Genomic DNA, 24019 nt, shown 5'->3' with positions numbered 1-24019 from the left:
TGACGACATCCGGTTCCAGATCTTGTACAGATTGCCTTTCAGATCCTTCTCGAACTCCGCCAGCGTCTGCCCGTCCACCCCCGGCGCTCCTTTATTGGCCCTGACCTTCTCCCACGCCTCCTGCACTTCCCACTTCGAAATCTCAAACGACTTGCCCGGCAATTTCAGCTGGTCCACACAACTCCTCCCGGGCCGCGGCCCGGTTGATCGGACGAACAACAGCCACGAATGACCCGGCCCCTTCGCTCCACTCCCACCGCATCAAGCAGGAGCTTCCTCGCTACTACGAACCGGTCCGCCAGCGCGCCCCGCGACGGTACTCAACCCGAGCGGTTTCAGCCGCCCCAGGCGCTCCCTCTCGCTGCCTCAACCTGGGCAGCGGTGTCGGGGCACGCTTTCTCACGTTCCACGCAGAAGCCGCAGATCAGGCTCGCGCCGCCTTCATGCCGGACACCACCTGGCCAATAAACGGGCACCCGCCAGGCTCATCCCGGGTTATCCTCAACGCCCCGGTTCTGATGTCAACCACGATTGTTTCGACACTTCGCAGGCTATGACACAACGCCTTCCTGATCCCCACCTGACACCTCCAACGGATGCCTTTTCCCACACGCTCACCACGACAGTCTTCAGCTAACGCAGCAGTGGGCGGTTTGAAGCCACCCCCCGTAGGGCGACTCCGAAGGGCCAACAACCTTCATCTTCTACGCAGCACCGCCTCAAAGAGTTCTCCTACCTGTCAAACCCCTTTCAGCGTTCGTGACACACTGAGGAACAATCGAGGGCGGTGATCGACAGCATCTTGGAGGGCCACTGATGACCATCTGGCGCAAGAGCAGCTACAGCGGTAGCGGTGCTGACTGCGTGGAGATCGGGCGCGGCGTCGGCATCCGGGACAGCAAGGCGCCCGCCACCCACCTGCCCGTCTCCCGCGAAGCCTGGGCGGCGTTCGTCAAACTGGCTCGACACCAGTGAGTTCGACGCTCTCCTCCCACACGCGGGCGGCGAGCGCCTCGTCCGCCAGCTGACTGCGCACGGGCTCGAGCTGAGGCTCGCCGCGCAACCCGAACACGCGCGGCCCCACCATCTCGCCTCCGCGCACGTCCGGATCCAGGACGGCCCTGACGGCGGGCCACGCGCCGGCGTCCTTGCCCTGCAACAGGAGGGAGGCGGGAAACGTGATCGAGTCGAGTGCGCCGCCGGGGTGGTTCACGATGCTGGTGACGGCTCCCTGCCGCCGGTCGAGCTCGAACCCGAACAGCATCTGCGCCTGCTTCGACCTGGCGTAGTCGTCCCCCGCCTTCACCTTCTTGCCCCTGAGGCTGCCGGTGGTGACGACGCGCCCACCCGCGAGCAGCGGCATCAGCCAGCCGACCAGCGCGAAGTGCCCGAGGTGGTTGGTGGCGTACATGAGCTCGGCGTCGTCGATCATGACGCCGCCGTTGCAGACGACCGCGTCGAGGCTGTCCAGCTCGTGAGCGGCGGCCTTCACCGAGTCGAGGTCGGCGAGGTCCAGCTGTAGGTGCCGCACGCGCGCACCAGGCACCACGGACCGGATGGACGCCATCGCCGCGTCGGCCTTCTCAGCGTTCCGACTCCCCAGCACGATGGTCGCGCCGGTGCCCGCGAGCTGCTCGGCGACGTGGTAGCCGATGCCCGCGTTGGCACCGGTGACCAGGAAGGTCTTCCCCTCGGCGCGCGGCAGGCGGTGAACGTTCCAGCGTGTAGTCATAGCCACACCATAATCGAAGTGACTATGATTTCGGTATGACTCCGACAGGTCGCCGCGAACGCAAGAAGGCCGCCACCAGGGAAGCGCTGGCCGGCGCGGCTCGACGGTTGTTCCTGGAACGCGGGTTCGACCAGGTCACCGTCGCCGAGATCGCCGACGAAGCCGACACGGCGGTGTCGACGCTCTTCGCGCACTTCCCCGGCGGCAAGGAGGCGCTCGTCCTGGGCGACCGCAGCGAACGGGAGCAGTCGCTGACCGCCGCGGTGCGCGAACGTCCTGAGGGCGTCACGATCCTCCAGGCGCTGCACGACTTCCTGGCGACGCGCGGCCCGTTCGACCCGGACTCCACCCGGCAGGACACGCGCCTCGCCGACCTCGTGGTCGCCACCCCTGCGTTGCGCACGTACGCGCGGTCGTTGTGGACGGGCTGCGAGACCACGCTCGCGCAGGTGATCGCGGAGGAGACCGGGAGCGACGACTTCTCGGTGCGGCAGCTCGCCCGCTACGTCCTGGAGGTCCCCGACCTGGCGGGCACCGAGCCCGACCCGCCCGCCGCACTGGCCGCGGCGTTCGCGCGCCTGAAGCTGGCCTGGCCCGGCCTGTAGAAGTCGTTAGGCCGCGTGTTCGACCGTGACGACGACCTTCGCCCGTGCGTGGTCCAGTTCGAGGTACCGGATCGCCTCCGGCGCCTCGGGCAGCGGGTAGGTCCTGTCGATCACGGGGACCACGGTGCCGGACTCGGCGAGTCCGGCCAGCGTCTCCAGGTTCGCCGCGCTCGGCGCCACGTTGAGCTGCCGCACGCGGTGGCGGACGAAGCGGGAGATCAGCCCGCCGGCGATCGTCAGGCCCATCGGCCCGACGAGGCTGCCGCCGTCGGACACGCCTCCACCGGACAGCACGAGAGTCCCGTCGGGCGTCAGCGCCCGCCGGAGGTCGGCCAGCGAGCGGTTCGCCACCAGGTCCAGCACGACGTCGTAGCGGCGGCCGTTCGCGGTGAAGTCGTCCACGGCGTAGTCGATCACGTGGTCGGCGCCGATGGACCGGACCAGGTCGGCGTTGCGTGCGCTGCAGACGGCGGTGACCTCCGCGCCGAACGACTTCGCGAGCTGCACGGCGAACGTGCCGACGCCGCCGGACGCGCCGTTGACCAGGAAGCGCTGTCCCGGTTTCGCCTCTGCCACGTCGCGCACGCCCGTCAGCGCCGTGTTGCCCGCCAGCGGGATCGCCGCGGCCTGCTCGAACGTGAGGCCCGCGGGCTTGGCCGCCACCAGGTCTTCCCCAGCGCACACGTACTCGGCGAACGCGCCGTCGGAGAAGCCGAGGTCGCCGAACACCTCGTCACCGGGCCGGAACCGCGTGACTCCCGGACCCACCGCTTCGACCACGCCCGCGAAGTCCCGGCCGCGGATCTTCTTCTTGGGACCGGACCACCCGAACGCGACAGGCATCGCGAGCCTCGCCAGACGGGGATCGCCCCGCATGATGTGCCAGTCGGCGGCGTTGACCGAGGCCGCGCACACCCGCACCAGCACCTCGCCGTTCGCAGGCGTCGGCCGGTCGACCTCGGCAAGTCTGAGCGTCTCGTGAGAGCCGTATCTGTCCTGGACGATCGCCTTCATCGCAGGGCCTCCGTGGCAGCGCGGTTCGCGGTGGGAACGGCCGGCCTGGCGGAAGCGTCGGCACCAGAGGCGAGACTAGGGCCGGGAAGTCGCCGGAACATCCGGGAAGATCCCCTAGGGGCAAGCAAAAACGCCGGCCCCGCAGGACCGGCGTTCGTCGCGTGCTGGTCTCAGCCGACCTCGGCCATGACCTCGTCCGACACGTCGAAGTTCGCGAAGACGTTCTGCACGTCGTCGCAGTCCTCCAGCGCGTCGATCAACTTGAAGATCTTCTTGGCACCCTCGGCCTCGAGCTGCACCGAGACCGACGGCAGGAAGCTCGACTCGGCCGACTCGTAGTCGATGCCGGCCTCCTGGAGAGCCTTGCGGACCGGGATCAGGTCGCCCGCCTCGGAGACGACCTCGAAGGCCTCTCCCAGGTCGTTGACCTCCTCGGCACCGGCCTCGAGCACGGCCAGCATGACGTCGTCCTCGGACGTGCCCGCCTTCGGCACGATCACGACGCCCTTGCGGCTGAACATGTACGACACCGAGCCGGGGTCGGCCATCGAGCCGCCGTTGCGGGTCATGGCCGTGCGGACCTCGGTGGCGGCGCGGTTGCGGTTGTCGGTGAGGCACTCGATGAGCACCGCGACGCCGTTCGGGCCGTAGCCCTCGTACATGATGGTCTGCCAGTCGGCGCCGCCGGCTTCCTCGCCGCCGCCGCGCTTGCGGGCGCGCTCGATGTTGTCCAGCGGGACCGAGTTCTTGCGGGCCTTCTGGATCGCGTCGAAGAGCGTCGGGTTGCCGTCGGGGTCGCCGCCGCCGGTGCGGGCCGCGACCTCGATGTTCTTGATCAGCCGCGCGAAGAGCTTGCCGCGCTTGGCGTCAATAGCGGCCTTCTTGTGCTTGGTGGTCGCCCACTTTGAGTGGCCGCTCATTTCTCCTCCGTCGAACCTCGGACCATGTCAACGAACAGGCGGTGAACGCGCTCGTCGCCCGTGAGCTCCGGGTGGAACGCCGTCGCCAGCACGTTGCCCTGCCTGACCGCGACGATCCTACCGGCGGCGTCCCCCGCTTCAGCCGTCACAGGCACCGTAGCGAGCACCTCGACGTCGCCGCCCACCGCCTCCACCCAGGGTGCCCGGATGAACACGGCGTGAACGGTCTCGCCCGCGAGATCGAGGTCGGTCTCGAAGGAGTCGATCTGCCGTCCGAACGCGTTGCGCCGGACCGTGACGTCGAGCCCACCGAGCTGGTGCTGGTCCTCGCGGCCGTCCAGGACGTTGTTCGCCAGCAGGATCATGCCCGCGCACGACCCGTAGGCGGGGAGGCCGGCCTTGATCTTCGCGCGCAGGGGCTCCAGCAGCTCGAAGTTGTCGAGCAGCTTGCTGATGGTCGTCGACTCGCCGCCGGGGATGACGATGCCGTCCAGCTCGTCGAGCTCCTCCGGACGGCGGATGGGGCGTGCGGTGACGTCGCACTTGGCCAGCGAGACCAAGTGCTCCTGGACGTCACCCTGAAGGGCGAGCACTCCGATGACGGGTGGGGCAGCGACAACCATGCCCACCAGCATATTTGACGCGCCGGGGGCCGTTGGCAGTGGTTGCCCCTGGGCGTTTCAGCCCAGCGCGCGGTGATCGTCTTTCCTCCCGACGGGTGTCGATCCTGTCGAGTTAACGACGTTAACTCGTTGACGTGTCCAGCATCGATGACCACATGACCACCCTGCCCCGCGATCCACGCGCTGATGAGTACCCGATGCCGTTCGTGCCGCACGGCTGGTACGCGGTCCTGCGCAGTGTCCAGCTCCCTCGCGGGAAGGTCGTGCCCCTGCACTACTTCGGGCGGGCGCTCATCGCGTTCCGCGGCCCCGACGGACGGCCCGCGGTGCGCGACGCCCACTGCCCGCACTACGGCGCACACCTCGGCGTCGGCGGGAAGGTGGTGAACGGGGAGGTCGAGTGCCCGTTCCACGGCTGGCGGTTCGGCGCGGACGGCCGGTGCACCCACGCGCCGTTCGCCGCCCGGCCGCCGAAGGTGTCGATCGGCGGGTTCGAGGTGAGAGAGCACAGCGGGCTGATCTTCGTGCACGTCGGGCCGGACCCGACCTGGGAGGTGCCGGAGATCCCGGAGGCCACGGCCGCGGAGTTCGCGAGCCCGATCGACGACATCCAGACCGCGCGCATCCACATCCAGGAGATGCGCGAGAACATCGTCGACGAGTCCCACTTCCACTTCATCCACGGGCAGAGCGAGCCGCCGGTGCAGAACCTCGTCGTGGACGGGCCGTTCGCCGAGGTCCGCGGCCGCTTCGCACGCAAGGTGCTGGCCTGGGAGGTCGACAACACCTTCGACGTGTTCATGTACGGGCCCGGCGTCATGGTGGTGCGGGTGTTCGGCAGCATGCTCTCGCTGACGGCCATCGCCCTCACCACGCCGATCGACGACCGCACGAGCGAGCTGCGGATGCTCTACCACGTCCGCAAGCCGACCGGGCTGCCGTTCCTCGCGCCCGCGCTCAAGCTCGTCTTCCGCACGCAGGCTCTGGCCGAGGTGCGGGAGGAGGTCCGCATCTGGGACCACAAGGTCCACCAGGCCCGTCCGGTGCTGCTCCAGCACGAGCGCGGGATCAAGGCGCTACGCCGCTGGTACGAGCAGTTCTACCCCGCTTCGTGAGTGCACGCGGGGAGCTTTCGTGCACTCTGAGCGAACGAAAGGGCCCCGCGTGCTCAACAAGACCGGGCGTTGCGTGCTCTGAGCACCCGCAGGGCGCGCAGCGTGTTCCACCTGCTGGGGGCTCCACGCGGTTCCAGTTCGAACCAGACCTTGCCGGGGTGCGGTGCCGTCACGTTCCACGGTTTCGACCGCAGCACGGTCAGCGCGTCTTCCAGGCGTTCGTCCTGTAGCTCGCCTACTGACCAGAAGTGGTCCAACGCGCGCAAGACGTCATACCGCCAACGCGGCGGGAACACGGGACGCAGGAACTCCGGCTTCACCACCTTGCCCGTGCGGTGCGACCGGTACAGCTTGTGCACGAGCAGAAACTCACGTGCGCGCGCAGCCGCGTCACCGCTCGGCATGCCCTCCAGCACGTTGATCGTCGTGTGGAACGAGCTGTGCCGGTCGGACTCACAGTTCCACCCGCCGTCGGCGAGCTGACCGGCCAGCACGAAGTCGAGCACCTCGTCGTGCGGCAGCGATGCCCAGCGCAGCAACGTCAGCGCGAACCCCGCGATGCACATGTCCTTGCGCCAGACGTCGTCGCTCAGGAACAACGCGCACGAGTCACGGACGACGTCTCCGGGCAGTCCGTACTGCCGCAACTCCAACAGCGCGTAGGTGGTGGAAATCCACTTCTCGCCGTACAGCTTCGGTGTCCAGCGACCACTCGCGTCCCGATGGGACAGCAACGAAGCGCCCCACCCCTCCACGGCGATCCGGGCGCGCTCGGCCTCCCACTCGGCCGCGGGTGCGTCGCGGAGATCGCGCAGCACCTGCCACCGAATCGCCGGATCCGAGTCCAGCAGCCAGGAAAGAACCCCCTCGTCCACCGCCGCAACGGTAGTCGAGGGGGCTCTCCCGAGGCACTGCGATCAGTCGACCGAGACCAGCTGCTTCTGCTGTGCCGCGGCCTGCTCGCGCGACTTCACGAACCTCCAGCCGAGGAACAACACCAGCGCCAGCACCGGAATCGACCAGAACGCGATCTTCTCCGCCGTGCCCGCGAACGCCATCTGCCCGATCACCAGCGCGAGGAACGCGAGCGTCCCCCACGACGTGTACGGCGCGCCCGGCATCCGGTACGACGGCCGCGCGACCTCACCCGCGAGTGCCTTCTTGCGCAACCGCATCTGGCAGATGATCAGCGTGGCCCACGTCGACACCACGCCCAGCGACGCCACCGCGATCGCGATGTCGAACGCCTCCTTGGGCACGGTGTAGTTGAGCACCACGCCGAAGAGGTAAGCCGCACCGGTGAAGAGGATGCCGCCGTACGGCACGTGCCGGGAGTTCATGCGACCGGTGAACGCGGGCGCCTCACCCTTCTGCGCCAACGACCTCAGGATGCGGCCGGTCGAGTACAGACCCGAGTTGCACGACGAGAGCGCCGCCGTCAGCACCACGGCGTTCATGATGTCGCCGACCGCCGGGATGCCCAGCGCGGAGAACACGGTCACGAACGGCGACTCGGTGCCGGTGAAGTGGTCCCACGGCAGAAGCATCGTCAGCAGCAGCACGGAACCGACGTAGAAGATGGCGATCCGGTACACCACGCCGTTGATGGCGCGCGGCATGATCTTCTCGGGGTCCTTGGTCTCACCCGCGGCGATGCCGACCAGTTCGATGGCGGAGTAGGCGAACACGACCGCCTGCAACGTCATCAGCGCGACGCCGAAGCCCGCCGGGAACAGGCCGCCGTGGCCGAGGGTGTTCGACACCGACGCGGTGGTGCCGCCGACGTCGGCGTTGCCGATCACCAGGCTCGTGCCGACGACCAGGAAGACCACGATCGCGGTCACCTTGATGACGGAGAACCAGAACTCCAGCTCACCGAAGAGCTTGACCGACAACATGTTGATCGCGACCAGCACGACGAGTGCGACCAGCGCGGTGATCCACTGCGGCAGGTCCGGGAACCACTTGTGCATGTAGATCGCGACGGCGGTGATCTCGGCGATGCCGGTCATCGCCCAGTTCACCCAGTACATCCAGCCGGACGTGAAGCCCGCCCACGGGCCGATGAACTCGCGGGCGTACTCCACGAAGCTGCCGGCAACTGGGCGGTGCAGCACGAGCTCGCCCAACGCGCGCATGACGAAGAACGCCGCGAGACCGCACAACGCGTAGGACAGGATCAGCGACGGCCCCGCTGTGGCGAGGCGTCCGCCCGCACCCAGGAAGAGGCCGACGCCGATCGCGCCACCGATCGCGATCATCTGCACCTGGCGCTTGCTCAACGCCTTGGTGTAGCCGTCCGCATCAGTTTCCACAGAACTCACGAAGAGGTTCCTTCCGAAACGGAAAAATGCTCGCGTCGGAACCTCCCGCGCCCCGACGCGCTGATGCGTTGGGACCTTAGTGAGCCGCGCTCAGCGCCAAGTAATCATTTGGGGAAGGCTTAACGTAATCGACGTCACACAGAGCCGCGTTTAGGTCGTCCCAAATGTCTTCGACATGCTCAAGTCCAACTGAAATGCGCAGCAAATTCTCCGGAACGCCCGAGGCCCGCAAATCTTCTCCCGGCACGAGCCGGTGGGTGAGCGCCCACGGGTGCTCGATCAGCGTGTCGACCGAACCGAGCGACACCGCCGGGGTGATCAGACCGAGCCGCCGCACGACCTCGGTCGGGTCGCCGTGCACGCCGAACGCGATCATCGCGCCGGTCCCCCGCATCTGCGGCGACGCGGTCGGGTAGCGCACGAACTCGACGGCGTCGTGCTCGGCGAGCCGCAGAGCCAGGATCTGCGCCGACCGCGAAGCCGCCTCGACGCGCAGGGGCAGCGTCGCGAGCCCGCGGTGCAGCAGGTAGCCGCCCAGCGGGTGCAGCACGGCGCCCGTGATGATCCTGACCTGCCGCAACGCCGCCGCGCGGTCCTCGGAGCAGGCCACGACGCCGCCGAGCACGTCCCCGTGCCCGCCGAGGTACTTGGTGCCGGAGTGCAGCACGTAGGAGGCCCCGTGCAGGACCGGGTTCTGCAGGACCGGGGTCGCGAAGGTGTTGTCGACCATCACCGGCACCGAACCGGCCTGGCGCACGACGTGGTCGATGTCGACCAGGTCCAGGTTCGGGTTCGCCGGCGTCTCGACGACGATCAACCCGGTGTCCGGCCGGATCGCGGAGGACACCAGGCCTGCTTCGACGTACGTGGTGGAGACGCCCAGGAGACCGGACGACAGCAGGTGGTCCGTACCGCCGTAAAGCGGCCGCACGGCTACGACGTGCGGCTTTCCGGCCATCACGCACGCTGCCTGGATCACGGCGGTCACCGCGGCCATGCCGCTGCCGAACGCGACGGCGGCCTCGGTGTGCTCGAGAGACGCGAGCGCCTGCTCGAACCGCGCGACCGTCGGGTTGTGCAGCCGCGCGTACACGGGCGAGGCGGCCCGTGCCGCGCCGGTCGCCCACTCACCCAGTGCCTCCCCGCCGAGCGCCTGGTCAGGCACGGGGTAGGTGGTGGACAGGTCGATGGGAGGTGCGTGCACGCCGAGCTCCGCGAGGTCGTCGCGGCCGCCGTGCACTGCGATGGTCTCGATGCGCGTCATGGCCCGAATGGTGGAGACTTCCTCGGCAGGGCGGTCGATGAACCGCAGCCGATTCGGTGGAAGGGAGAGAAGCCGTGCTGGATTCGATCGACGAGGCCATCGTGCGGGAGCTGCGGAAGGACGCGCGGCTGCAGAACAAGGACCTGGCCGAACGCGTGAACGTCGCGCAGTCGACGGCGGTGGTCCGGCACCGGGCGTTGCGCGAGCGCGGAGTGATCACCGGCTACCACGCCGAGGTCGACCTGAACGCGCTCGGGCGGCACGTGCAGGCGATGCTCGCGGTGAAGATCCGGCCGCACACCAAGGAGATCGTCGACCCGTTCATGTCGTACGTGCTCTCATTGCCCGAAACTCTCGCACTCTCACACGTGACAGGTCCGGAAGATTTCCTGGTGCACGTCGCGGTATCGGACGTCGGTCACCTTCAACGACTGGTGCTGGACAAGTTCACCAGTCGTCGCGAAGTGACGGAGGTGCACACGAATCTGCTCTTTTCGCACGTGCGGAAGCACTGAATTCTATGCAATTCCGGCAAACCTCAACCCGGCAGTGGTGAGGGCGGCCAGCACGATGACCGCGACGAACGGCAGTTTGCGCCAGGCCGCGAGTCCGCCGACGACCACGCCGATCGCGAGTGCGAAACCACCGAACTGCTTGCCGCTCGTCAACGCCGAGATCGCCACCAACGCGAACAGCAACACGGTCGCGCTCGCCGAGAGCAGCTCGCGCACCCGGTCGGGCAACGTGACGCGGTCACGCAGCAACGGCCCGGCGAACCGGATCGCGAAGGTGCCGGCCGCGAGGATCAGGATCGCGGTGACGGGCACGGCTCCTCCTTCTTCGTCCTGAACACGAACAGACCGGCGAGCGCGAGCAGCACGGGCACACCGGCAGGAAGGAACGGTGTCGTCGCCAGCGCGATCACGGCGCCCACGAGCGCCGCGTTGCGCGTGGCCGCGTCCTTGAGGGCCGGCAACGTGAGCGCGAGCAGTGCCGCGGGGAACGCAGCGTCCAGCCCGAACGTCATCGGGTCGCCGATCGCCTGCCCGGCGAGCGCACCGACGAGCACCCCCGTGTTCCAGCTGATGAACAACGCCACGCCACACGCCCAGTAGGCCGCCCGCGCTCTCGCGGGATCCTTCTGCGCCATGGCAAAGGCCGTCGACTCGTCGATGAGCAGGTGACTGCCGACGACCCGCGCGAGGGGGCTCTTGCCGAGCACGTCCCCGATCGCGAGCCCGAACGGCAGGTGCCGCGCGTTGAGGACCAGTCCGGCCAGCACCGCGGCGGCAGGGCTGCCACCCGCGGCGACGATGCCCACGGCCATGAACTGCGAGCCACCCGCGAAGATCGCCACCGACATCAGCACCGGCACCCACCACGGCAAGCCGGAGCTCACCGAGATCGCGCCGAAGGAGGCGCCGGTGACCGCGGCACCCAGTGCCACCGCGGCCACGTCACGCAGGAGCACAGCATCAAGAGTTCGCCATATCGAACGCATCACCCACTACGATGAACACCAGACGGGTGTTCGTCAAGCCGAACGGATGGACTTCTGTGTCGAACGCACCACTCGACCTCATCGCGGCCAACCTCCGCCGTGAGCGGGATCGCACCGGCATGACGCTGACCGAGGTCGCGCGCAAGGCGGGAATCGCCAAGTCGACGCTCTCCCAGCTGGAGTCCGGCAGCGGAAACCCCAGCGTGGAGACCCTGTGGGCGCTGGGCGTGGCGCTGGGCGTCCCGTTCAGCCGCCTGGTCGAGCCGGCCGTGCCCCGCGTCCAGGTCATCCGCGCCGGCGAAGGCCCGGTCATCTACTCCGAGCGCGCGCACTACGCCGTCACCCTGCTCGCGGCGTGCCGTGCCGGCACCAAGCACGACATCTACTGGCTGACCCTCGAACCCGGCGGCGCCCGCGAGTCCGATCCGCACATGGCGGGCAGCGTCGAGCACATGATCGTGGCGTCGGGGCGGTGCCTGGCGGGACCCGCGGACGACCCGGTCGAGCTCGGGCCAGGTGACTACATCGTCTATCCCGGGGACGTGCCGCACACCTGCAAGGCGCTGGAGCCGGGGACGACCGCGATGATGGTCACGGAGCACCTGAACTAGCTGAGCTCGCGGAACAGCGTGCGCAGCCAGGGTTCGGTGAGCGCGGGCTCGCCGTCGATCGCGCGGGCGATCATCCGCCGGACGTCATTGGTGCGCCCCAGACGCACGAGGTGCACAGCCTCGGCCAGGGCTTGGCGCGTGCGCTCGTCGTGCTTGGCCTCCGGCAGGTACTCGCACCACCGGTGCAGCTTGTAGGGCCACGTCAGCTTGGACTGGTGGTTGCCGAAGTAGGACCAGACGAACTCGTCGAGCGACACGTTCACGACGGAGGACGCGGGCAGGCGGCGCGTCCACTCGGCGTGCTGGTGCCAGCGCCACGTGTTCGGACTGGTCTTCTTGCGGCTGGTGATGCCGACGAACCGGATCTTGCGCCGGATCGCGGGCCACGTCTCCCGTTCCTCGGTGATCCAGTCGTCGAGCAGCCCGAAGAGCTTCGTGAACGTCGAGCCCTCGTACACCACGTCGACGAACGTGACGGGCCGGTCGCGCCTCGCCAGCGCGGCGGGCGTGACGCCGATCTCCGCGAGCATCTCGCGGGCGCGCGTGAGCTCCGAGGAGGTGAGGGCGCGCCCGCGCTCGAACGAGAACGGCAACCGGCGCAGGACGCGGTCCGTGTCCTCCAACGCTCCGCTGAGCAGGTCGAACATCGAGTCGAGTGACCGTCCGACGAACACGAGGTCGCCGTTCCCGCTGCGTGCCAACACCTTGCCGGAGCACTCGGCGAGGTCGTCGAGGTACCACGTGTCGGGCTCGGCGGTGCCGTCGAGCAACGACCCGAGCTGGTCGGGCGTCACGAGGTCCCAGCGGTACGGCAGGTTCATGTGGCCATGATGAGCTGCGCCGCAAACGAAAAAAGGGAACGGATCTCCGTTCCCTGCCCCTATAACCGTATAGCAGACGGGGGGCCTTGCCACAAGACCCCGTGCATCGTTCACACTCATCGCTCATGCCAGAACAGAGGCGCACTGGGGATCACGTGGGTTACGAAGAAGAACTGCAGTCCGAACGCGACTACGTGGCCGGTCTGTACGCACGGCTCGATGCCGAACGCGCGCGCGTGAAGGCCGCGTTCCAGTCAGCACTGGGTGGTACCGGCGAGACCGCCATGGACCGCGACAACGAGGTGCGCGCCCGTCACCGCGAGATGAAGCGGCTGAACGTGGCCGACTACGGCCTGTGCTTCGGCCGGCTGGACGGTGTCGACGGTGACCTGTCCTACATCGGCCGGATCGGGCTGTTCGACGAGGACGACGACTTCGAGCCGGTGCTGCTCGACTGGCGGGCACCGGCCGCGCGCCCGTTCTACACCGCCACCGGCGCGAACCCCGAGGGCATGAGCAGGCGCCGCCAGTTCCTCACCCGCCGCCGCACCGTGGCCGGGTTCACCGACGAGGTGTTCGGCAGGCTCGGCGAGGAGCAGGGTGACGTGGCGCTGCTCGAGGCGTTGAACGCGCCGCGCGGCGAGGGCATGCGCGACATCGTGGCGACGATCCAGGCCGAGCAGGACGCCATCATCCGGCTCGACCACCCCGGCGTGCTGGTGATCGAGGGCGGTCCCGGCACCGGCAAGACCGTCGTGGCGCTGCACCGCGTCGCGTACCTCATGTACACGCAACGCGAACGCATGGAACGGCACGGCGTGCTCGTCGTCGGCCCGAACCCGGCGTTCCTCAACCACATCGGCCGCGTGCTGCCGTCGCTGGGCGAGTCCGACGTCGTGTTCTCGACCACCGGCAGCCTGCTGCCCGGTCTGTCCGCTGTGGACGAGGACACGCCGGACGTGGCGCGGCTCAAGGGTTCGCTGAAGATGGCCGGTGTGCTCAAGGCCGCCGTCGCCGCGCGGCAGAAGCTCCCGTCCGAGCCGATTCCCATCGGGATGAAGGACGTCGTCGTCCCGATCACCGCGGACGTCGCCGAGTGGGCCCGGCAGGAGGCGCGCGACAGCGGCCTGCCGCACAACGAGGCCCGCAAGGTGTTCCGCGAGATCGTCACGTACGTCCTGACCGAACGCGCGATCGGCCGGATCGGGAAGGGCTGGATGTCCCGGTCCGACAAGGACGCCTGGGAGGAGATGCGGGCGGGCCTGACGAGGGACCTGGCCGACGACGACAACTTCGTCGCGGCGCTCGACTCCCTGTGGCCGATCATGACGCCGTTCGAGCTGCTGGGCGAGCTCTACGCGTCGCCGGAACGGCTGGCGGAGGCGGGCGGCGACCCGTCGCTGCACCGCGCAGAGGGCTCGCCCTGGACGGTGTCGGACGTGCCGTTGCTCGACGAGCTGCACGAGTTGCTGGGCCGTGACGGCACCGAGCAGGCCGTCGACCAGGCGGCTGAGGCGGAACGTCAGGCAGAAGCCCGCTACGCCGCCGAGGTGCTGGACAGCCTGGTCAGCCGCGCCGATCACATGGACGACGAGGACCACCTCTTCGCCACGGACATGTTGACGGAGAGCGACCTCGCCGAGCGCTTCGAGGAGCACGACCAGCGCACGCTCGTCGAACGCGCGCTCGCGGACCGGAGCTGGACCTACCGGCACGTCGTGGTCGACGAGGCGCAGGAACTGTCCGAAATGGACTGGCGAGTGCTGATGCGCCGCTGCCCCGGCCGTTCCTTCACGGTGGTGGGCGACCTGGCGCAGCGTCGTGCGGCGGCGGGCGCCACGTCGTGGGGCCAGATGCTGGACCCGTACGTGAAGGGCCGCTGGGAGTACCGTTCGCTGACGGTCAACTACCGCACGCCCGCTGAGATCATGGCCGTGGCGGCCCGCGTGCTGGCCGAGTTCGCACCGGACGTGCAGGCGCCGGAATCGGTGCGCGCCAACGGTGTCGAGCCGTGGGCTCGTCAGATCGCCGAGTCCGAGCTGGCGGCCGCGATCGAGGAGTTCGAGCTCGTCGAGGCGGGCTTCGAGGGAACGAGCGTCGTGATCGGCCCGCCCGGCGTGCCCGGCACGGTGCCCGCCGCGGAGAGCAAGGGCCTCGAGTACGACTCGGTGCTCGTCGTGGCACCGGAACGGATCCTGGCCGACGGCCCGCGCGGCGCGGCGGAGCTGTACGTGGCACTGACCCGAGCCACGCAACGGCTCGGCGTGCTGCACCACGAGCCGCTGCCCGCCGCGTTGTCCGGATTGGCGGAGACGGTGCGGACCTGAGGTCCTAGGATGGGCGGAAGTCTGGGGGGACTGCTCGCGTCGGCCAGACGATCACATCCACGTCCACGCCGAGGGGGCATCCGTGACGACTCCGCCCATCCCACCCGCCACGCCGCAAGGGCCCGGCGAACCGGAAAGGCTCGCCACGCCGGAAACGGCAGGCGAACCGGCGAACGTGTGGGCGGCACCCACGGGCCTGCCCGCCCAGCCGCCCACCCACGCGGCCGGTTCGCCACCCGCGGGGTGGCCAGCCCCGCCCACCCAACCGCCCGTCGCCCCCTCCGTGCCCTCGAAGCCCGCCTCCCGCGTCGGCCTGGTGATCGCGAGCGTGCTCGGCGTGCTGCTGCTGGGGATGATGTCCTTCGTCCTCTACTGGTTCTCCAAGGACGGCGGCCTCGACACCGCCACCAGCACCACCCCGAGCCCCACGGTCACGACCTCGGCTCTGCCGCAGGCGAAGGTCGGTGACTGCGCGAAGGTGTCGGGAGCGTCGTTCAACATCAAGTACGAACCGGTCCCCTGCGAGGGCGGCCTGCACAACTACACGGTGAGCAAGGTGCTCGGCTCGCAGAGCGAGAAGTGCGGCGAAGACCGTGACTCCTACACGAAGTACCACGGCTACTCGGGCCGCAAGAGCGTGAACCTGTGCCTGATCCCCGTGTTCACCGACGGCCAGTGCTACAGCTTCACGACCGCCTCGTTCGACGCCGAGTTCCAGACGGCGCCGTGCGGCGGGCTCCAGGTGGTGAAGGTGAAGGTGCTCACGGACACCGTCGACAAGGCGGCGTGCGGCGAGTCGCCCGCGCTGGCGCTGGCGTACCCGGAGATCAAGACCACCTACTGCTTCACCGACACCTACGGCCGTTAGTCCTGGGGGACCTCATGACCACACCACCGCACGAACCCGAGCGCCCGAGACCCTCGGACCTCTACGAACCACCCGGCAGCGACCCGTTCTCCGCCTTCGCCCCGCCCCCGGCGCAGCAGCCGCCGCCGCACCCGTCCGCCACCAGGCCCATCGGCGTGTACGAGGTGCCGGAGCCGATCCTTGCCGTGGCACCGCACCGGGAGTCCGGCGCGGGCGTGAAGATCGTGGCCGTGCTGGCGGTGTTCGCGCTGGCGTTGGGAGGCCTGGTCTTCTGGCTGTCCACGAAGGACACGATCAAGTTCGGCGGCGGCACCCAGACGACGGTCGCCGCCCCGACGACAACGACCACCCCGCCGACCACGACGTCGAAGGCGCCGCCGTTCGCGGAGGTCGGCGACTGCGTGCTGATGACCGGGACCTCGATCCAGCCCGACTACAAGAAGGTCGCCTGCGGCGAGCACAACTACACCGTCAGCAAGGTCGGGACGTCGACTAAGGACAAGTGTGGCGAACCGGAAGACGGGTACCTGCAGTACCTGAAGTTCAGCGTGCTGGAGAGCCTGTCGGTGTGTCTGGTTCCGGTGTTCGCCGACGGTCAGTGCTACGACTTCATGATGGCCCAGCTCCAGGCGAACGCGCCGAAGAAGGACTGCGGCAGCTTCGGGGCGGTGCGGGTGAAGGTGCTCGCGAACACCGTGGACAAGGCGGCGTGCGGGGGCGACCCGAAGCTGGCGCTCGCGTACCCGGAGATCAAGACGACGTACTGCTTCTCGCCGACCTGAAGACGACGAAGGGCGCACCCGCGACGGGTGCGCCCCACTTCGAGAAGCCTTACCAGCCGCGCTCGGCCAGGCGGTGCGGCTCGGGGATCTCGTCGACGTTGATGCCGACCATGGCCTCACCCAGGCCGCGCGAGACCTTGGCGATGACGTCCGGGTCGTCGTAGAAGGTCGTGGCCTTCACGATGGCCTCGGCGCGCTGGGCCGGGTTGCCGGACTTGAAGATGCCGGAGCCGACGAACACGCCCTCGGCGCCGAGCTGCATCATCATCGCGGCGTCGGCCGGGGTCGCGATGCCGCCGGCGGTGAACAGCACCACGGGGAGCTTGCCGTTCTGCGCGATCTCCTTGACCAGCTCGTACGGCGCCTGGAGCTCCTTGGCGGCGACGTACAGCTCGTCCTCGGGGAGGTTCTGCAGGCGGCGGATCTCCTGGCGGATCTTGCGCATGTGCGTGGTGGCGTTGGAGACGTCACCGGTGCCGGCCTCGCCCTTGGAGCGGATCATGGCCGCGCCCTCGGTGATGCGGCGCAGGGCCTCGCCGAGGTTCGTCGCGCCACACACGAAAGGCACGGTGAACGCCCACTTGTCGATGTGGTTGGCGTAGTCGGCCGGGGTCAGCACCTCGGACTCGTCGATGTAGTCGACGCCGAGGGACGCGAGGACCTGGGCCTCGACGAAGTGACCGATGCGGGCCTTGGCCATCACCGGGATCGAGACGGCGTTGATGATCCCGTCGATCAGGTCGGGGTCGCTCATGCGCGCGACGCCGCCCTGGGCGCGGATGTCCGCGGGCACGCGCTCGAGCGCCATGACGGCGACGGCGCCCGCGTCCTCCGCGATCTTCGCCTGGGTGGCGTCGACCACGTCCATGATCACGCCACCCTTGAGCATCTCGGCCATGCCGCGCTTGACGCGGGCGGTACCCGTGACCTGATCAGTGCTCACCTGGGCAACCTTTCACGAGGGAAGTCTTGGTGAACCCATCCTACGTCTGACGTGGCCACCTCACCCAAGCCACTGGAGCCCGGAACCAGAAGGCCACTTTCCGATCAACCGCAGGTCGTGACCCCTGTCACTCGCTCGTTCGTGAAACGTACTCGCGAGCCGGTCGGCATCCAGTCGGGTCTCCGCACTTGTACCGGACGGTGAACGGGTGTGAGATCGAACACTACGACTTGACGGAGGTCGCCATGGGAAGCAAGAACTCCGACAACGGGACACCGGCAGGCGCGGTCGCTGTGGACGACCCGGCCAAGGTCCGCAACGTCGTGCTCGTTGGCCCGTCCGGTGCGGGCAAGACGACGCTCACCGAGGCCCTGCTCGCCGCCACCGGCGTGCTGAACCGCGCGGGATCGGTCACCGAGGGCACCACGGTCTGCGACCACGACCCGGCCGCTGTGCGGCAACAGCGATCGGTAGGCCTCGCCGTAGCCCCGATCCAGCACGGGGACATCAAGATCAATCTGATCGACACCCCCGGATACGTCGACTTCGTGGGTGAGCTCAGGGCAGGACTACGGGCCGCGGACGCGGCCCTTTTTGTTGTCAACGCCTTCGAGGGCGTCGACGCGGCCACCATCGCGTTGTGGGAGGAGTGTGCGCTCGTCGGCATGCCACGTGCCGTTGTCATCACACGCACAGACCACCACCGTGCGAACTACGGCAACGAGGTCATCGAGTGCCAGGCGGCGTTCGGTGCGGGCGTCGTGCCGCTGTACATGCAGGAGGGCGACTCGCTGGTCGGGCTGCTGACGTCCGGTGAGAACTACCCGGACGAGCGGGCGGCGTTGATCGAGGGAATCATCGCCGAGAGCGAGGACGAGACCCTCATGGACCGCTACCTGGCGGGCGAGGAGATCGACCAGGACACGTTGATCGCCGACCTGGAGACCGCCGTCGCACGCGGCTCCTTCCACCCCGTGATGCCCGTGTGCGCCGCAACCGGCATGGGCCTCACAGAGCTGTTGGACGGCATCGCGCGCGCGTTCCCGTCACCGCTGGAGCACGAACTTCCGTCCGTGACGTCAGTGGACGGCATCCCGCAGCCCCGCATGGCCGCCGACCCGGACGGGCCACTCGTCGCCGAGGTCGTCCGCACCGCCGTGGACTCCTACGTCGGCCGCGTGTCGCTGGTCCGCGTCTTCTCCGGCACCCTGCGCCCGGAACGTCCCGTGCACGTGTCCGGCCACGGCATGTCCGACCGCGGCCACGAGGACCACGACGCCGACGAACGCGTGGCCCACATCTACTCGCCGCTGGGCGCGACCCTGCGCGAAGTCCCGTATTGCGTCGCCGGCGACCTGTGCGCGCTGACCAAGCTGACCACCGCCGAGACCGGCGACACCGTGTCCGCCCCGGACAAGCCGCTGCTGATGGCGCCGTGGGACATGCCGGAACCGTTGCTGCCCGTCGCGGTCGTGCCGCGCACCCGCAGCGACGAGGACAACCTGGCCCGCAACCTCAACCGCCTGGTCGCGAGCGACCCGACGCTGCGCCTGGACCGCAACGCCGAGACGCACCAGATGGTCCTGTGGTGCATGGGCGAGGCCCACGCGGACGTCGTGCTGGCCAGACTGCGCGCGGGTGGCGCGGAGATCGACACCGAACCGGTGCGCGTGGCGTTGAGGGAAACCTTCGCGGGGTCCGCCAAGGGCCACGGCAGGCACGTGAAGCAGTCCGGAGGCCACGGCCAGTACGCGGTCTGCGACATCGTGGTCGAACCCCTCCCCCGCGGCTCGGGCTTCCAGTTCGTCGACAAGATCGTCGGCGGCGCGATCCCGAACCAGTTCATCCCGTCCGTGGAGAAGGGCGTGCGGGCGCAGCTGGAGAAGGGCCTGCACGACGGCACCCCGGTGGTCGACGTCCGCGTGACCCTCGTCGACGGCAAGGCGCATTCGGTCGACTCGTCGGACGCGGCGTTCCAGACCGCGGGCGCACTGGCGCTCAAGGAAGCGGCGGCCGCCGGGCGCACGACGTTGCTGGAGCCGATGGACGAGGTCGCGATCCGCCTGCCCGACGAGCACATGGGCACGGTGCTGGGCGACCTGTCCGGCCGGCGCGGCCGCGTGCTCGGCACGGAGGCCGACGAGGGCGGGCGGACGGTGATCCGCGCGGAGGTGCCGTCGTCGGAGCTGCTGCGGTACGCGATCGAGCTGCGAGCCATGACGTCGGGCACGGGGACGTTCACACGTCACTTCTCCCGTTACGACCCGCTGCCGGAAGCGCTGGCGGCGCGCGCGAGCAAGTAGAGCCGCACAGGCACGAGGGCAGCCCGCCGCCCGTTCAGGACGGTGGGAGCCCTCGTGCGGCGGTGAAGGGGCGAAGGTCCCCGGCGTCGTGAGGCTCCGGCTCTGGTTCGGCGCCCGTCCGCGGACGGACCATCAAGTCCGGAGGTGGGGACATGAACACCCACACGAGGACAACGGTGCAGAAGGGCGTGCTTCTGACCGCGATCGCAGCGGTCGCGGTGTACGTCGCCGGAGATGCCCTCTCGGCCGCCCTGTACGACGGCTACAGCTTCCTGGACCAGGCGATCAGCGAGCTCAGCGCCTTCGGATCGCCCGTCCGGCCGCTGATGGTGACGGTCATCCTCATCCACAACGCACTGCTGCTCGCGTTCGGAATCGGCGTCCTGCAAATCTCCCATCAACGAAGCGTGCGGTGGATCGGCATCCTTCAAATCGCGGACTTCATCCTCGTGGGCATTGCCACACACACGTTCTGGGCCATGAGCTCACGCGGCATGCCGGCGGGATTCAACGACACCATGCACATCGCCTTGTCCGGCGTGTTCAGCCTGCTCGTCGTCGCGATGATGATCCTCTCGGCGATCGCCTACCCTGGCTGGTTCCGGTACTACGCGATCGCGACGATCATCGTGGTCGTCGGCTTCGGCATCGCCTCCTCGTTCGCGATGCGCGGGATCGACCAGAACGACACCCCGTGGGCAGGTGGCTTCGAGCGGATCAACGCCTACGCCTACTTCGCCTGGCTCGTGCTCCTCGCCGTCAAGGCATGCGCGCCAACAGATAGCACCGCTCGCTCGGATGCTCGGCCTGCGGGTGCGGGGACCGGTCGAGGCGGGCTGTCACCGTGAGGCCCGCCCCCGCCAACGCCCGTGTCTCCGCGTCCGGATCAAGGAACCGGAATGTCAGGTCGACGTCGTTCCCCCACCACTCCGCCAGCGTCTTCGCCTGCCCCGCCTGCGTTTCCGCGTCCCTCACGTGGAACGCGACCAACGCGTGCCCACCGGGACGCAGCACCCGTGCGAACTCCCGGTACGCCAACGCCCGTTGGTCCGCATCCAGGTGGATGACCGCGTACAGGCAGACGAGCGCGGAGACAGAGTGCGACCGAAACGGCAGTGCGGTCATGTCGCCGGCACAAGTGGGTATCGCGGCGTGCGTGCACATCTGCGGTGAGAGATCCACGCCGACGACAGACACCCGATCAGCCAGATACGTCCCGACATGACCCGGCCCGCAGCCGACGTCCAGCACCGGACCGTCCGCCAGCTCGGCGACGGCATCCAGCAAGGCCCGGTCCAACGGCTTCCCGGCGAGCTCGCCGCTCAGTTCCGACGCATAACGCGCGGCCACACGGTCGTAAGAGCGGCGAGTACTCACCGAGCCAATCTACGTGTTCTGCGGGAACCCCAAATTCACGCCACCGTGCGAGGGGTCCAGCCACCGCGAGGTGACCACCTTCGACCGTGTGAAGAAGTGCACGCCGTGCGGCCCGTACGCGTGTGCGTCACCGAACAGCGATTCCTTCCACCCGCCGAACGAGTAGTAGGCGACCGGCACGGGGATCGGCACGTTCACGCCGACCATGCCCACCTCGATCTCGTTCTGGAACCGGCGTGCGGCGCCGCCGTCGTTGGTGAAGATCGCGGTGCCGTTGCCGTAGCGGTTGGTGTTGACCATCTCGACGGCTTCTTCGTACGTCTCGCAACGCACGACCGACAGCACCGGGCCGAAGATCTCGTCGGTGTAGATCGACATGTCCGTGCCGACGTGGTCGAACAGCGTCGGGCCGAGCCAGAAGCCGCTCGCCTCGCCGTCGATCGGGTGCTCGCGGCCGTCGACCACGAGCGACGCGCCCTCGGAGACGCCCGTGTCCAAATAGGACGTCACCTTGTCCCGGTGCACGCCGGTGACGAGCGGCCCCATCTCGCACGACGGACCCGAACCCACCTTCACGTCGGCGATCCGCGACTTGATCTTCGAGACCAGCGAGTCGCCGACGGGACCGACCGCGACGACCACCGAGATCGCCATGCAGCGCTCCCCCGCCGAACCGAAGCCGGCGGACACCGCGGCGTCCGCGGCCAGGTCCAGGTCGGCGTCGGGCAGCACGACCATGTGGTTCTTCGCGCCGCCCAGCGCCTGCACGCGCTTGCCGTGCGAGGTGCCCGTCTCGTAGACGTAGCGGGCGATCGGGGTCGAGCCGACGAACGAGATCGCCTTCACGGTCGGGTGTTCCAGCAAGCGGTCCACGGCCACCTTGTCGCCGTGCACGACGTTCAGCACGCCGTCGGGCAGCCCGGCCTCGGCGAACAGCGACGCGATGAAGTTCGAGGCCGACGGGTCCTTTTCGGACGGTTTGAGCACGACGGTGTTGCCGCACGCGATCGCCGTCGGCACGAACCACAGCGGCACCATCGCCGGGAAGTTGAACGGCGAGATCACGCCGACCACGCCGACCGGCTGCTGGATCGAGTAGACGTCCACGCGAGTCGACGCGTTCTCGCTGAACCCGCCCTTGAGCAGCTGCGGGATCCCGCACGCGTACTCGACGGACTCCAGCGCGCGCTGGATCTCGCCGCCCGCGTCGGAGACGACCTTGCCGTGCTCGGAGCTGACGATCTGAGCCAGCTCGCCCTTGCGGTCGTTGAGCAGCTCCCGGAACTTGAACATCACCGTCGAGCGCTGCGCCAGGGACGCGTTGCGCCACGACGCAAACGCTTCCGCGGCCGACGAGACCGCCGCGTCCACTTCGGACACCGACGCGAACGCGACCTGCGAAGCCACCTTGCCGGTCGCCGGGTCGTAGACGTCACCCGCGCGTTCCGGAGCCGAGTCCCAGGGCTTGCCGTTGATCCAGTGTTGAATCATTTTGGGCTTGATCACGCCTTCTCCACCGCCTGCGCCAAGATTCCCAACGCCTCTTCCAGCTCGTCCTCGGTCAGCGTCATCGGCGGCGCCAGCCGGATCACGTTGCCGTACAGGCCGCCCTTGCCGACCAGCAGCCCGCGCGCCTTCGCCTCGCTCAGCACCACACCGGCCGCGCCGGGGTTCGGCTCGCCCTCCGGTCCCACGAACTCGACGCCGACCATCAGGCCCTTGCCGCGCACGTCGCCGATCACCGGGTACTTCTCGGCCAGCGAGCGCAGGCCGCCGAGCAGCCGCGAGCCGAGCTTGGCCGCGTTGGCCTGCAGGTCGTGTTCCAGCAGGTAGTTCACCGTCGCGAGCGCGCCGGCCGTGGAGATCGGGTTGCCGCCGAACGTGGAGATCGAGTTGGCGGTGATCGAGTCCATCAGGTCGCCGCGCGCGACCACGCCGCCGATCGCGAGGCCGTTGCCGAGACCCTTCGCGAACGTCATCGCGTCCGGCACCACGTCGTGCGCCTGGATGCCCCAGAAGTGCTCCCCGGTGCGGCCCCAGCCGGTCTGCACCTCGTCGGAGATGAACAGGATCCCGTACTCGTCCAGGACGTCTTTGAACGCGCGGAACAGGCCGTCGGGGGGCGAGGTGAAGCCGCCGACGCCCTGGATCGGCTCGGCGATCATGCACGCGACGTCGCCGGACGTGGTGGTCTCGATGATCTCGCGCAGGTCGTCGACGCAGGCCTTGATGTAGTCGGCGTCGGACAGCGACCTGAAGGGCGAACGGTAGCGGTAGCCGCCGTGCACCCAGCTGACCTTGATCGGCGACAGCGCGGACGCCGACCAGCCGCGGTTGCCCGTGATGGCGATCGTGGCGAACGCACGGCCGTGGTAGCTGTTGCGCAGGGCCAGCACCTGTTCGCTGCGGCGCGCCTGGGTGGCGAGCATCAGCGCGGTCTCGTTGGCCTCGGTGCCGGAGTTGGTGAAGAACACCTTGGCGTCCGGGATGCCGCTCAGCTCGGCGATCTTCTCGGCCAGCTCGACCTGCGAGCGGATCAGGTAGAGCGTCGAGCTGTGCAGGACGCCGGTGTCGAGCTGCGCCCGGATCGCGTCGCTGATCTCCGCGACGTCGTAGCCGATGGCGTTGGTCAGGATGCCCGCGAAGAAGTCCAGGTAGGTCGTGCCCTCGCGGTCGGTGACCCGGCGCCCGCTGGCGCTCGCGATCTCGATGGGCTCGTCGTAGTAGAGGGCCAGCCACTTCGGCATCACCGCGCGGTGTCGTGCCAGCAGCTCCTTGTGGGCCATCACGTCCTCCAGGCGTCAGCTCCTGCACTGGAGTTTGCTGGGACGCCAGGTTCGCCGCCATGCACAACCTGTACCCGGATCGGCTGGTTGGCATTACGTTGTG

The 24019-nt window shown here is 68.6% G+C and carries 24 protein-coding genes; 10 read left to right on the top strand and 14 right to left on the bottom strand.

Going from position 1 to position 24019, the window contains the following annotated elements; genetic code table 11:
- Positions 1 to 816 precede the first annotated feature (816 nt).
- Positions 817 to 975 (top strand): DUF397 domain-containing protein, encoded by a 159-nt coding sequence (locus AOM45_RS49640; protein ID WP_081901920.1) that lies wholly within the window; start codon positions 817 to 819, stop codon positions 973 to 975.
- On the opposite strand, the gene AOM45_RS19925 is transcribed toward AOM45_RS49640, so the two are convergent.
- Positions 953 to 1732 (bottom strand): SDR family NAD(P)-dependent oxidoreductase, encoded by a 780-nt coding sequence (locus tag AOM45_RS19925; protein WP_035909487.1) that lies wholly within the window; start codon positions 1730 to 1732, stop codon positions 953 to 955. The genes AOM45_RS49640 and AOM45_RS19925 overlap by 23 nt on opposite strands.
- A 35-nt stretch (positions 1733 to 1767) precedes the next feature.
- On the opposite strand from AOM45_RS19925, the gene AOM45_RS19920 reads away from it, so the two are divergent.
- A complete protein-coding gene (locus AOM45_RS19920) occupies positions 1768 to 2337 on the top strand; it encodes a TetR/AcrR family transcriptional regulator (protein ID WP_030466167.1) in 570 nt (189 codons plus the stop codon).
- A 6-nt stretch (positions 2338 to 2343) separates the two neighbouring features.
- On the opposite strand, the gene AOM45_RS19915 is transcribed toward AOM45_RS19920, so the two are convergent.
- The 3 genes from AOM45_RS19915 to pdxT form a co-directional block, all read right to left on the bottom strand.
- Positions 2344 to 3351, bottom strand: coding sequence for an NAD(P)-dependent alcohol dehydrogenase (locus tag AOM45_RS19915; protein ID WP_030466168.1), 1008 nt, complete (start codon positions 3349 to 3351; stop codon positions 2344 to 2346).
- 170 nt (positions 3352 to 3521) lie between these two features.
- A complete protein-coding gene (locus AOM45_RS19910; protein WP_030466169.1) occupies positions 3522 to 4271 on the bottom strand; it encodes a YebC/PmpR family DNA-binding transcriptional regulator in 750 nt (249 codons plus the stop codon).
- Positions 4268 to 4894 carry a pyridoxal 5'-phosphate synthase glutaminase subunit PdxT gene (gene pdxT, locus AOM45_RS19905; protein ID WP_030466170.1) on the bottom strand — a complete coding sequence of 209 codons (627 nt, stop codon included), beginning with the start codon at positions 4892 to 4894 and terminating at the stop codon, positions 4268 to 4270. Before pdxT ends, AOM45_RS19910 begins: the two co-directional genes overlap by 4 nt.
- Positions 4895 to 5028: 134 nt before the next feature.
- On the opposite strand from pdxT, the gene AOM45_RS19900 reads away from it, so the two are divergent.
- Positions 5029 to 6009, top strand: coding sequence for a Rieske 2Fe-2S domain-containing protein (locus AOM45_RS19900; protein WP_236703757.1), 981 nt, complete (start codon positions 5029 to 5031; stop codon positions 6007 to 6009).
- Between the two features lie 53 nt (positions 6010 to 6062).
- Here AOM45_RS19900 and AOM45_RS19895 read toward each other — a convergent pair whose 3' ends face one another.
- The 3 genes from AOM45_RS19895 to AOM45_RS19885 form a co-directional block, all read right to left on the bottom strand.
- Entirely contained in the window at positions 6063 to 6884 is an 822-nt protein-coding gene (locus tag AOM45_RS19895; RefSeq protein WP_030466172.1) for a hypothetical protein, read from the bottom strand.
- A gap of 42 nt (positions 6885 to 6926) precedes the next feature.
- The gene (locus AOM45_RS19890) at positions 6927 to 8270 is read right to left on the bottom strand and encodes an amino acid permease (protein ID WP_081901945.1); all 1344 of its coding nucleotides are present in this window, start codon (positions 8268 to 8270) and stop codon (positions 6927 to 6929) included.
- A 139-nt stretch (positions 8271 to 8409) separates the two neighbouring features.
- Positions 8410 to 9597 (bottom strand): trans-sulfuration enzyme family protein, encoded by a 1188-nt coding sequence (locus AOM45_RS19885; RefSeq protein WP_030466174.1) that lies wholly within the window; start codon positions 9595 to 9597, stop codon positions 8410 to 8412.
- A gap of 74 nt (positions 9598 to 9671) precedes the next feature.
- On the opposite strand from AOM45_RS19885, the gene AOM45_RS19880 reads away from it, so the two are divergent.
- Positions 9672 to 10112 (top strand): Lrp/AsnC family transcriptional regulator, encoded by a 441-nt coding sequence (locus AOM45_RS19880; protein WP_030466175.1) that lies wholly within the window; start codon positions 9672 to 9674, stop codon positions 10110 to 10112.
- A gap of 3 nt (positions 10113 to 10115) precedes the next feature.
- Here the strand turns inward: AOM45_RS19880 and AOM45_RS19875 are convergent, their stop codons facing one another.
- Together AOM45_RS19875 and AOM45_RS19870 are read right to left on the bottom strand one after the other, a co-directional pair.
- Entirely contained in the window at positions 10116 to 10424 is a 309-nt protein-coding gene (locus tag AOM45_RS19875; protein WP_030466176.1) for an AzlD domain-containing protein, read from the bottom strand.
- Entirely contained in the window at positions 10403 to 11098 is a 696-nt protein-coding gene (locus AOM45_RS19870; RefSeq protein ID WP_030466177.1) for an AzlC family ABC transporter permease, read from the bottom strand. Before AOM45_RS19870 ends, AOM45_RS19875 begins: the two co-directional genes overlap by 22 nt.
- Positions 11099 to 11109: 11 nt before the next feature.
- On the opposite strand from AOM45_RS19870, the gene AOM45_RS19865 reads away from it, so the two are divergent.
- Positions 11110 to 11709 carry a helix-turn-helix domain-containing protein gene (locus AOM45_RS19865; RefSeq protein ID WP_051782927.1) on the top strand — a complete coding sequence of 200 codons (600 nt, stop codon included), beginning with the start codon at positions 11110 to 11112 and terminating at the stop codon, positions 11707 to 11709.
- Here AOM45_RS19865 and AOM45_RS52370 read toward each other — a convergent pair.
- Positions 11706 to 12530, bottom strand: coding sequence for a hypothetical protein (locus AOM45_RS52370; RefSeq protein ID WP_201780017.1), 825 nt, complete (start codon positions 12528 to 12530; stop codon positions 11706 to 11708). The two genes, AOM45_RS19865 and AOM45_RS52370, sit on opposite strands and share 4 nt — an antisense overlap.
- A 155-nt stretch (positions 12531 to 12685) precedes the next feature.
- On the opposite strand from AOM45_RS52370, the gene helR reads away from it, so the two are divergent.
- The 3 genes from helR to AOM45_RS19845 all read left to right on the top strand — a co-directional run bounded on the left by helR (position 12686) and on the right by AOM45_RS19845 (position 16507).
- A complete protein-coding gene (gene helR / locus AOM45_RS19855) occupies positions 12686 to 14857 on the top strand; it encodes an RNA polymerase recycling motor ATPase HelR (RefSeq protein WP_372497405.1) in 2172 nt (723 codons plus the stop codon).
- Positions 14858 to 14939: 82 nt separating this feature from the next.
- Entirely contained in the window at positions 14940 to 15725 is a 786-nt protein-coding gene (locus AOM45_RS19850; RefSeq protein ID WP_156093657.1) for an LppU/SCO3897 family protein, read from the top strand.
- Between the two features lie 14 nt (positions 15726 to 15739).
- Complete coding sequence (locus tag AOM45_RS19845) at positions 15740 to 16507, top strand: LppU/SCO3897 family protein (RefSeq protein ID WP_030466182.1); 768 nt, start codon at positions 15740 to 15742, stop codon at positions 16505 to 16507.
- Between the two features lie 49 nt (positions 16508 to 16556).
- On the opposite strand, the gene pdxS is transcribed toward AOM45_RS19845, so the two are convergent.
- Positions 16557 to 17450, bottom strand: a complete 894-nt coding sequence (gene pdxS / locus AOM45_RS19840) for a pyridoxal 5'-phosphate synthase lyase subunit PdxS (RefSeq protein WP_030466183.1) — start codon at positions 17448 to 17450, stop codon at positions 16557 to 16559.
- Between the two features lie 245 nt (positions 17451 to 17695).
- Here pdxS and AOM45_RS19835 point away from each other — a divergent pair, with 245 nt between their 5' ends.
- Positions 17696 to 19753 carry an elongation factor G-like protein EF-G2 gene (locus tag AOM45_RS19835; protein WP_030466184.1) on the top strand — a complete coding sequence of 686 codons (2058 nt, stop codon included), beginning with the start codon at positions 17696 to 17698 and terminating at the stop codon, positions 19751 to 19753.
- Positions 19754 to 19905: 152 nt separating this feature from the next.
- Positions 19906 to 20601 (top strand): DUF998 domain-containing protein, encoded by a 696-nt coding sequence (locus tag AOM45_RS19830; protein ID WP_030466185.1) that lies wholly within the window; start codon positions 19906 to 19908, stop codon positions 20599 to 20601.
- Here the strand turns inward: AOM45_RS19830 and AOM45_RS49635 are convergent.
- The 3 genes from AOM45_RS49635 to AOM45_RS19820 are packed head-to-tail and all read right to left on the bottom strand — an operon-like array spanning position 20513 to position 23916.
- Positions 20513 to 21130 (bottom strand): class I SAM-dependent methyltransferase, encoded by a 618-nt coding sequence (locus AOM45_RS49635; RefSeq protein WP_201780016.1) that lies wholly within the window; start codon positions 21128 to 21130, stop codon positions 20513 to 20515. The genes AOM45_RS19830 and AOM45_RS49635 overlap by 89 nt on opposite strands.
- Before the next feature lie 9 nt (positions 21131 to 21139).
- The gene (locus AOM45_RS19825) at positions 21140 to 22621 is read right to left on the bottom strand and encodes a CoA-acylating methylmalonate-semialdehyde dehydrogenase (RefSeq protein WP_030466186.1); all 1482 of its coding nucleotides are present in this window, start codon (positions 22619 to 22621) and stop codon (positions 21140 to 21142) included.
- 11 nt (positions 22622 to 22632) lie between these two features.
- The gene (locus AOM45_RS19820) at positions 22633 to 23916 is read right to left on the bottom strand and encodes an aspartate aminotransferase family protein (protein WP_030466187.1); all 1284 of its coding nucleotides are present in this window, start codon (positions 23914 to 23916) and stop codon (positions 22633 to 22635) included.
- Positions 23917 to 24019 lie beyond the last annotated feature (103 nt).

Source organism: Lentzea aerocolonigenes (assembly GCF_000974445.1).
Lineage (GTDB): Bacteria > Actinomycetota > Actinomycetes > Mycobacteriales > Pseudonocardiaceae > Lentzea > Lentzea aerocolonigenes.
Note: the sequence above shows the minus strand (reverse complement) of the source record. Positions and strands in the feature narration are given on the sequence as shown.

Excerpts from the sequence above, each read along its gene's own strand:
- AOM45_RS49640 (WP_081901920.1), top strand. The coding sequence starts at position 817 with ATGACCATCTGGCGCAAGAGCAGCTACAGCGGTAGCGGTGCTGACTGC.
- AOM45_RS19925 (WP_035909487.1), bottom strand. The coding sequence starts at position 1,732 with ATGACTACACGCTGGAACGTTCACCGCCTGCCGCGCGCCGAGGGGAAG.
- AOM45_RS19920 (WP_030466167.1), top strand. The coding sequence starts at position 1,768 with ATGACTCCGACAGGTCGCCGCGAACGCAAGAAGGCCGCCACCAGGGAA.
- AOM45_RS19915 (WP_030466168.1), bottom strand. The coding sequence starts at position 3,351 with ATGAAGGCGATCGTCCAGGACAGATACGGCTCTCACGAGACGCTCAGA.
- AOM45_RS19910 (WP_030466169.1), bottom strand. The coding sequence starts at position 4,271 with ATGAGCGGCCACTCAAAGTGGGCGACCACCAAGCACAAGAAGGCCGCT.
- pdxT (WP_030466170.1), bottom strand. The coding sequence starts at position 4,894 with ATGGTTGTCGCTGCCCCACCCGTCATCGGAGTGCTCGCCCTTCAGGGT.
- AOM45_RS19890 (WP_081901945.1), bottom strand. The coding sequence starts at position 8,270 with ATGATCGCGATCGGTGGCGCGATCGGCGTCGGCCTCTTCCTGGGTGCG.
- AOM45_RS19885 (WP_030466174.1), bottom strand. The coding sequence starts at position 9,597 with ATGACGCGCATCGAGACCATCGCAGTGCACGGCGGCCGCGACGACCTC.
- AOM45_RS19870 (WP_030466177.1), bottom strand. The coding sequence starts at position 11,098 with ATGCGTTCGATATGGCGAACTCTTGATGCTGTGCTCCTGCGTGACGTG.
- AOM45_RS19865 (WP_051782927.1), top strand. The coding sequence starts at position 11,110 with ATGAACACCAGACGGGTGTTCGTCAAGCCGAACGGATGGACTTCTGTG.
- AOM45_RS52370 (WP_201780017.1), bottom strand. The coding sequence starts at position 12,530 with ATGAACCTGCCGTACCGCTGGGACCTCGTGACGCCCGACCAGCTCGGG.
- AOM45_RS19845 (WP_030466182.1), top strand. The coding sequence starts at position 15,740 with ATGACCACACCACCGCACGAACCCGAGCGCCCGAGACCCTCGGACCTC.
- AOM45_RS19835 (WP_030466184.1), top strand. The coding sequence starts at position 17,696 with ATGGGAAGCAAGAACTCCGACAACGGGACACCGGCAGGCGCGGTCGCT.
- AOM45_RS19830 (WP_030466185.1), top strand. The coding sequence starts at position 19,906 with ATGAACACCCACACGAGGACAACGGTGCAGAAGGGCGTGCTTCTGACC.
- AOM45_RS19825 (WP_030466186.1), bottom strand. The coding sequence starts at position 22,621 with ATGATTCAACACTGGATCAACGGCAAGCCCTGGGACTCGGCTCCGGAA.
- AOM45_RS19820 (WP_030466187.1), bottom strand. The coding sequence starts at position 23,916 with ATGGCCCACAAGGAGCTGCTGGCACGACACCGCGCGGTGATGCCGAAG.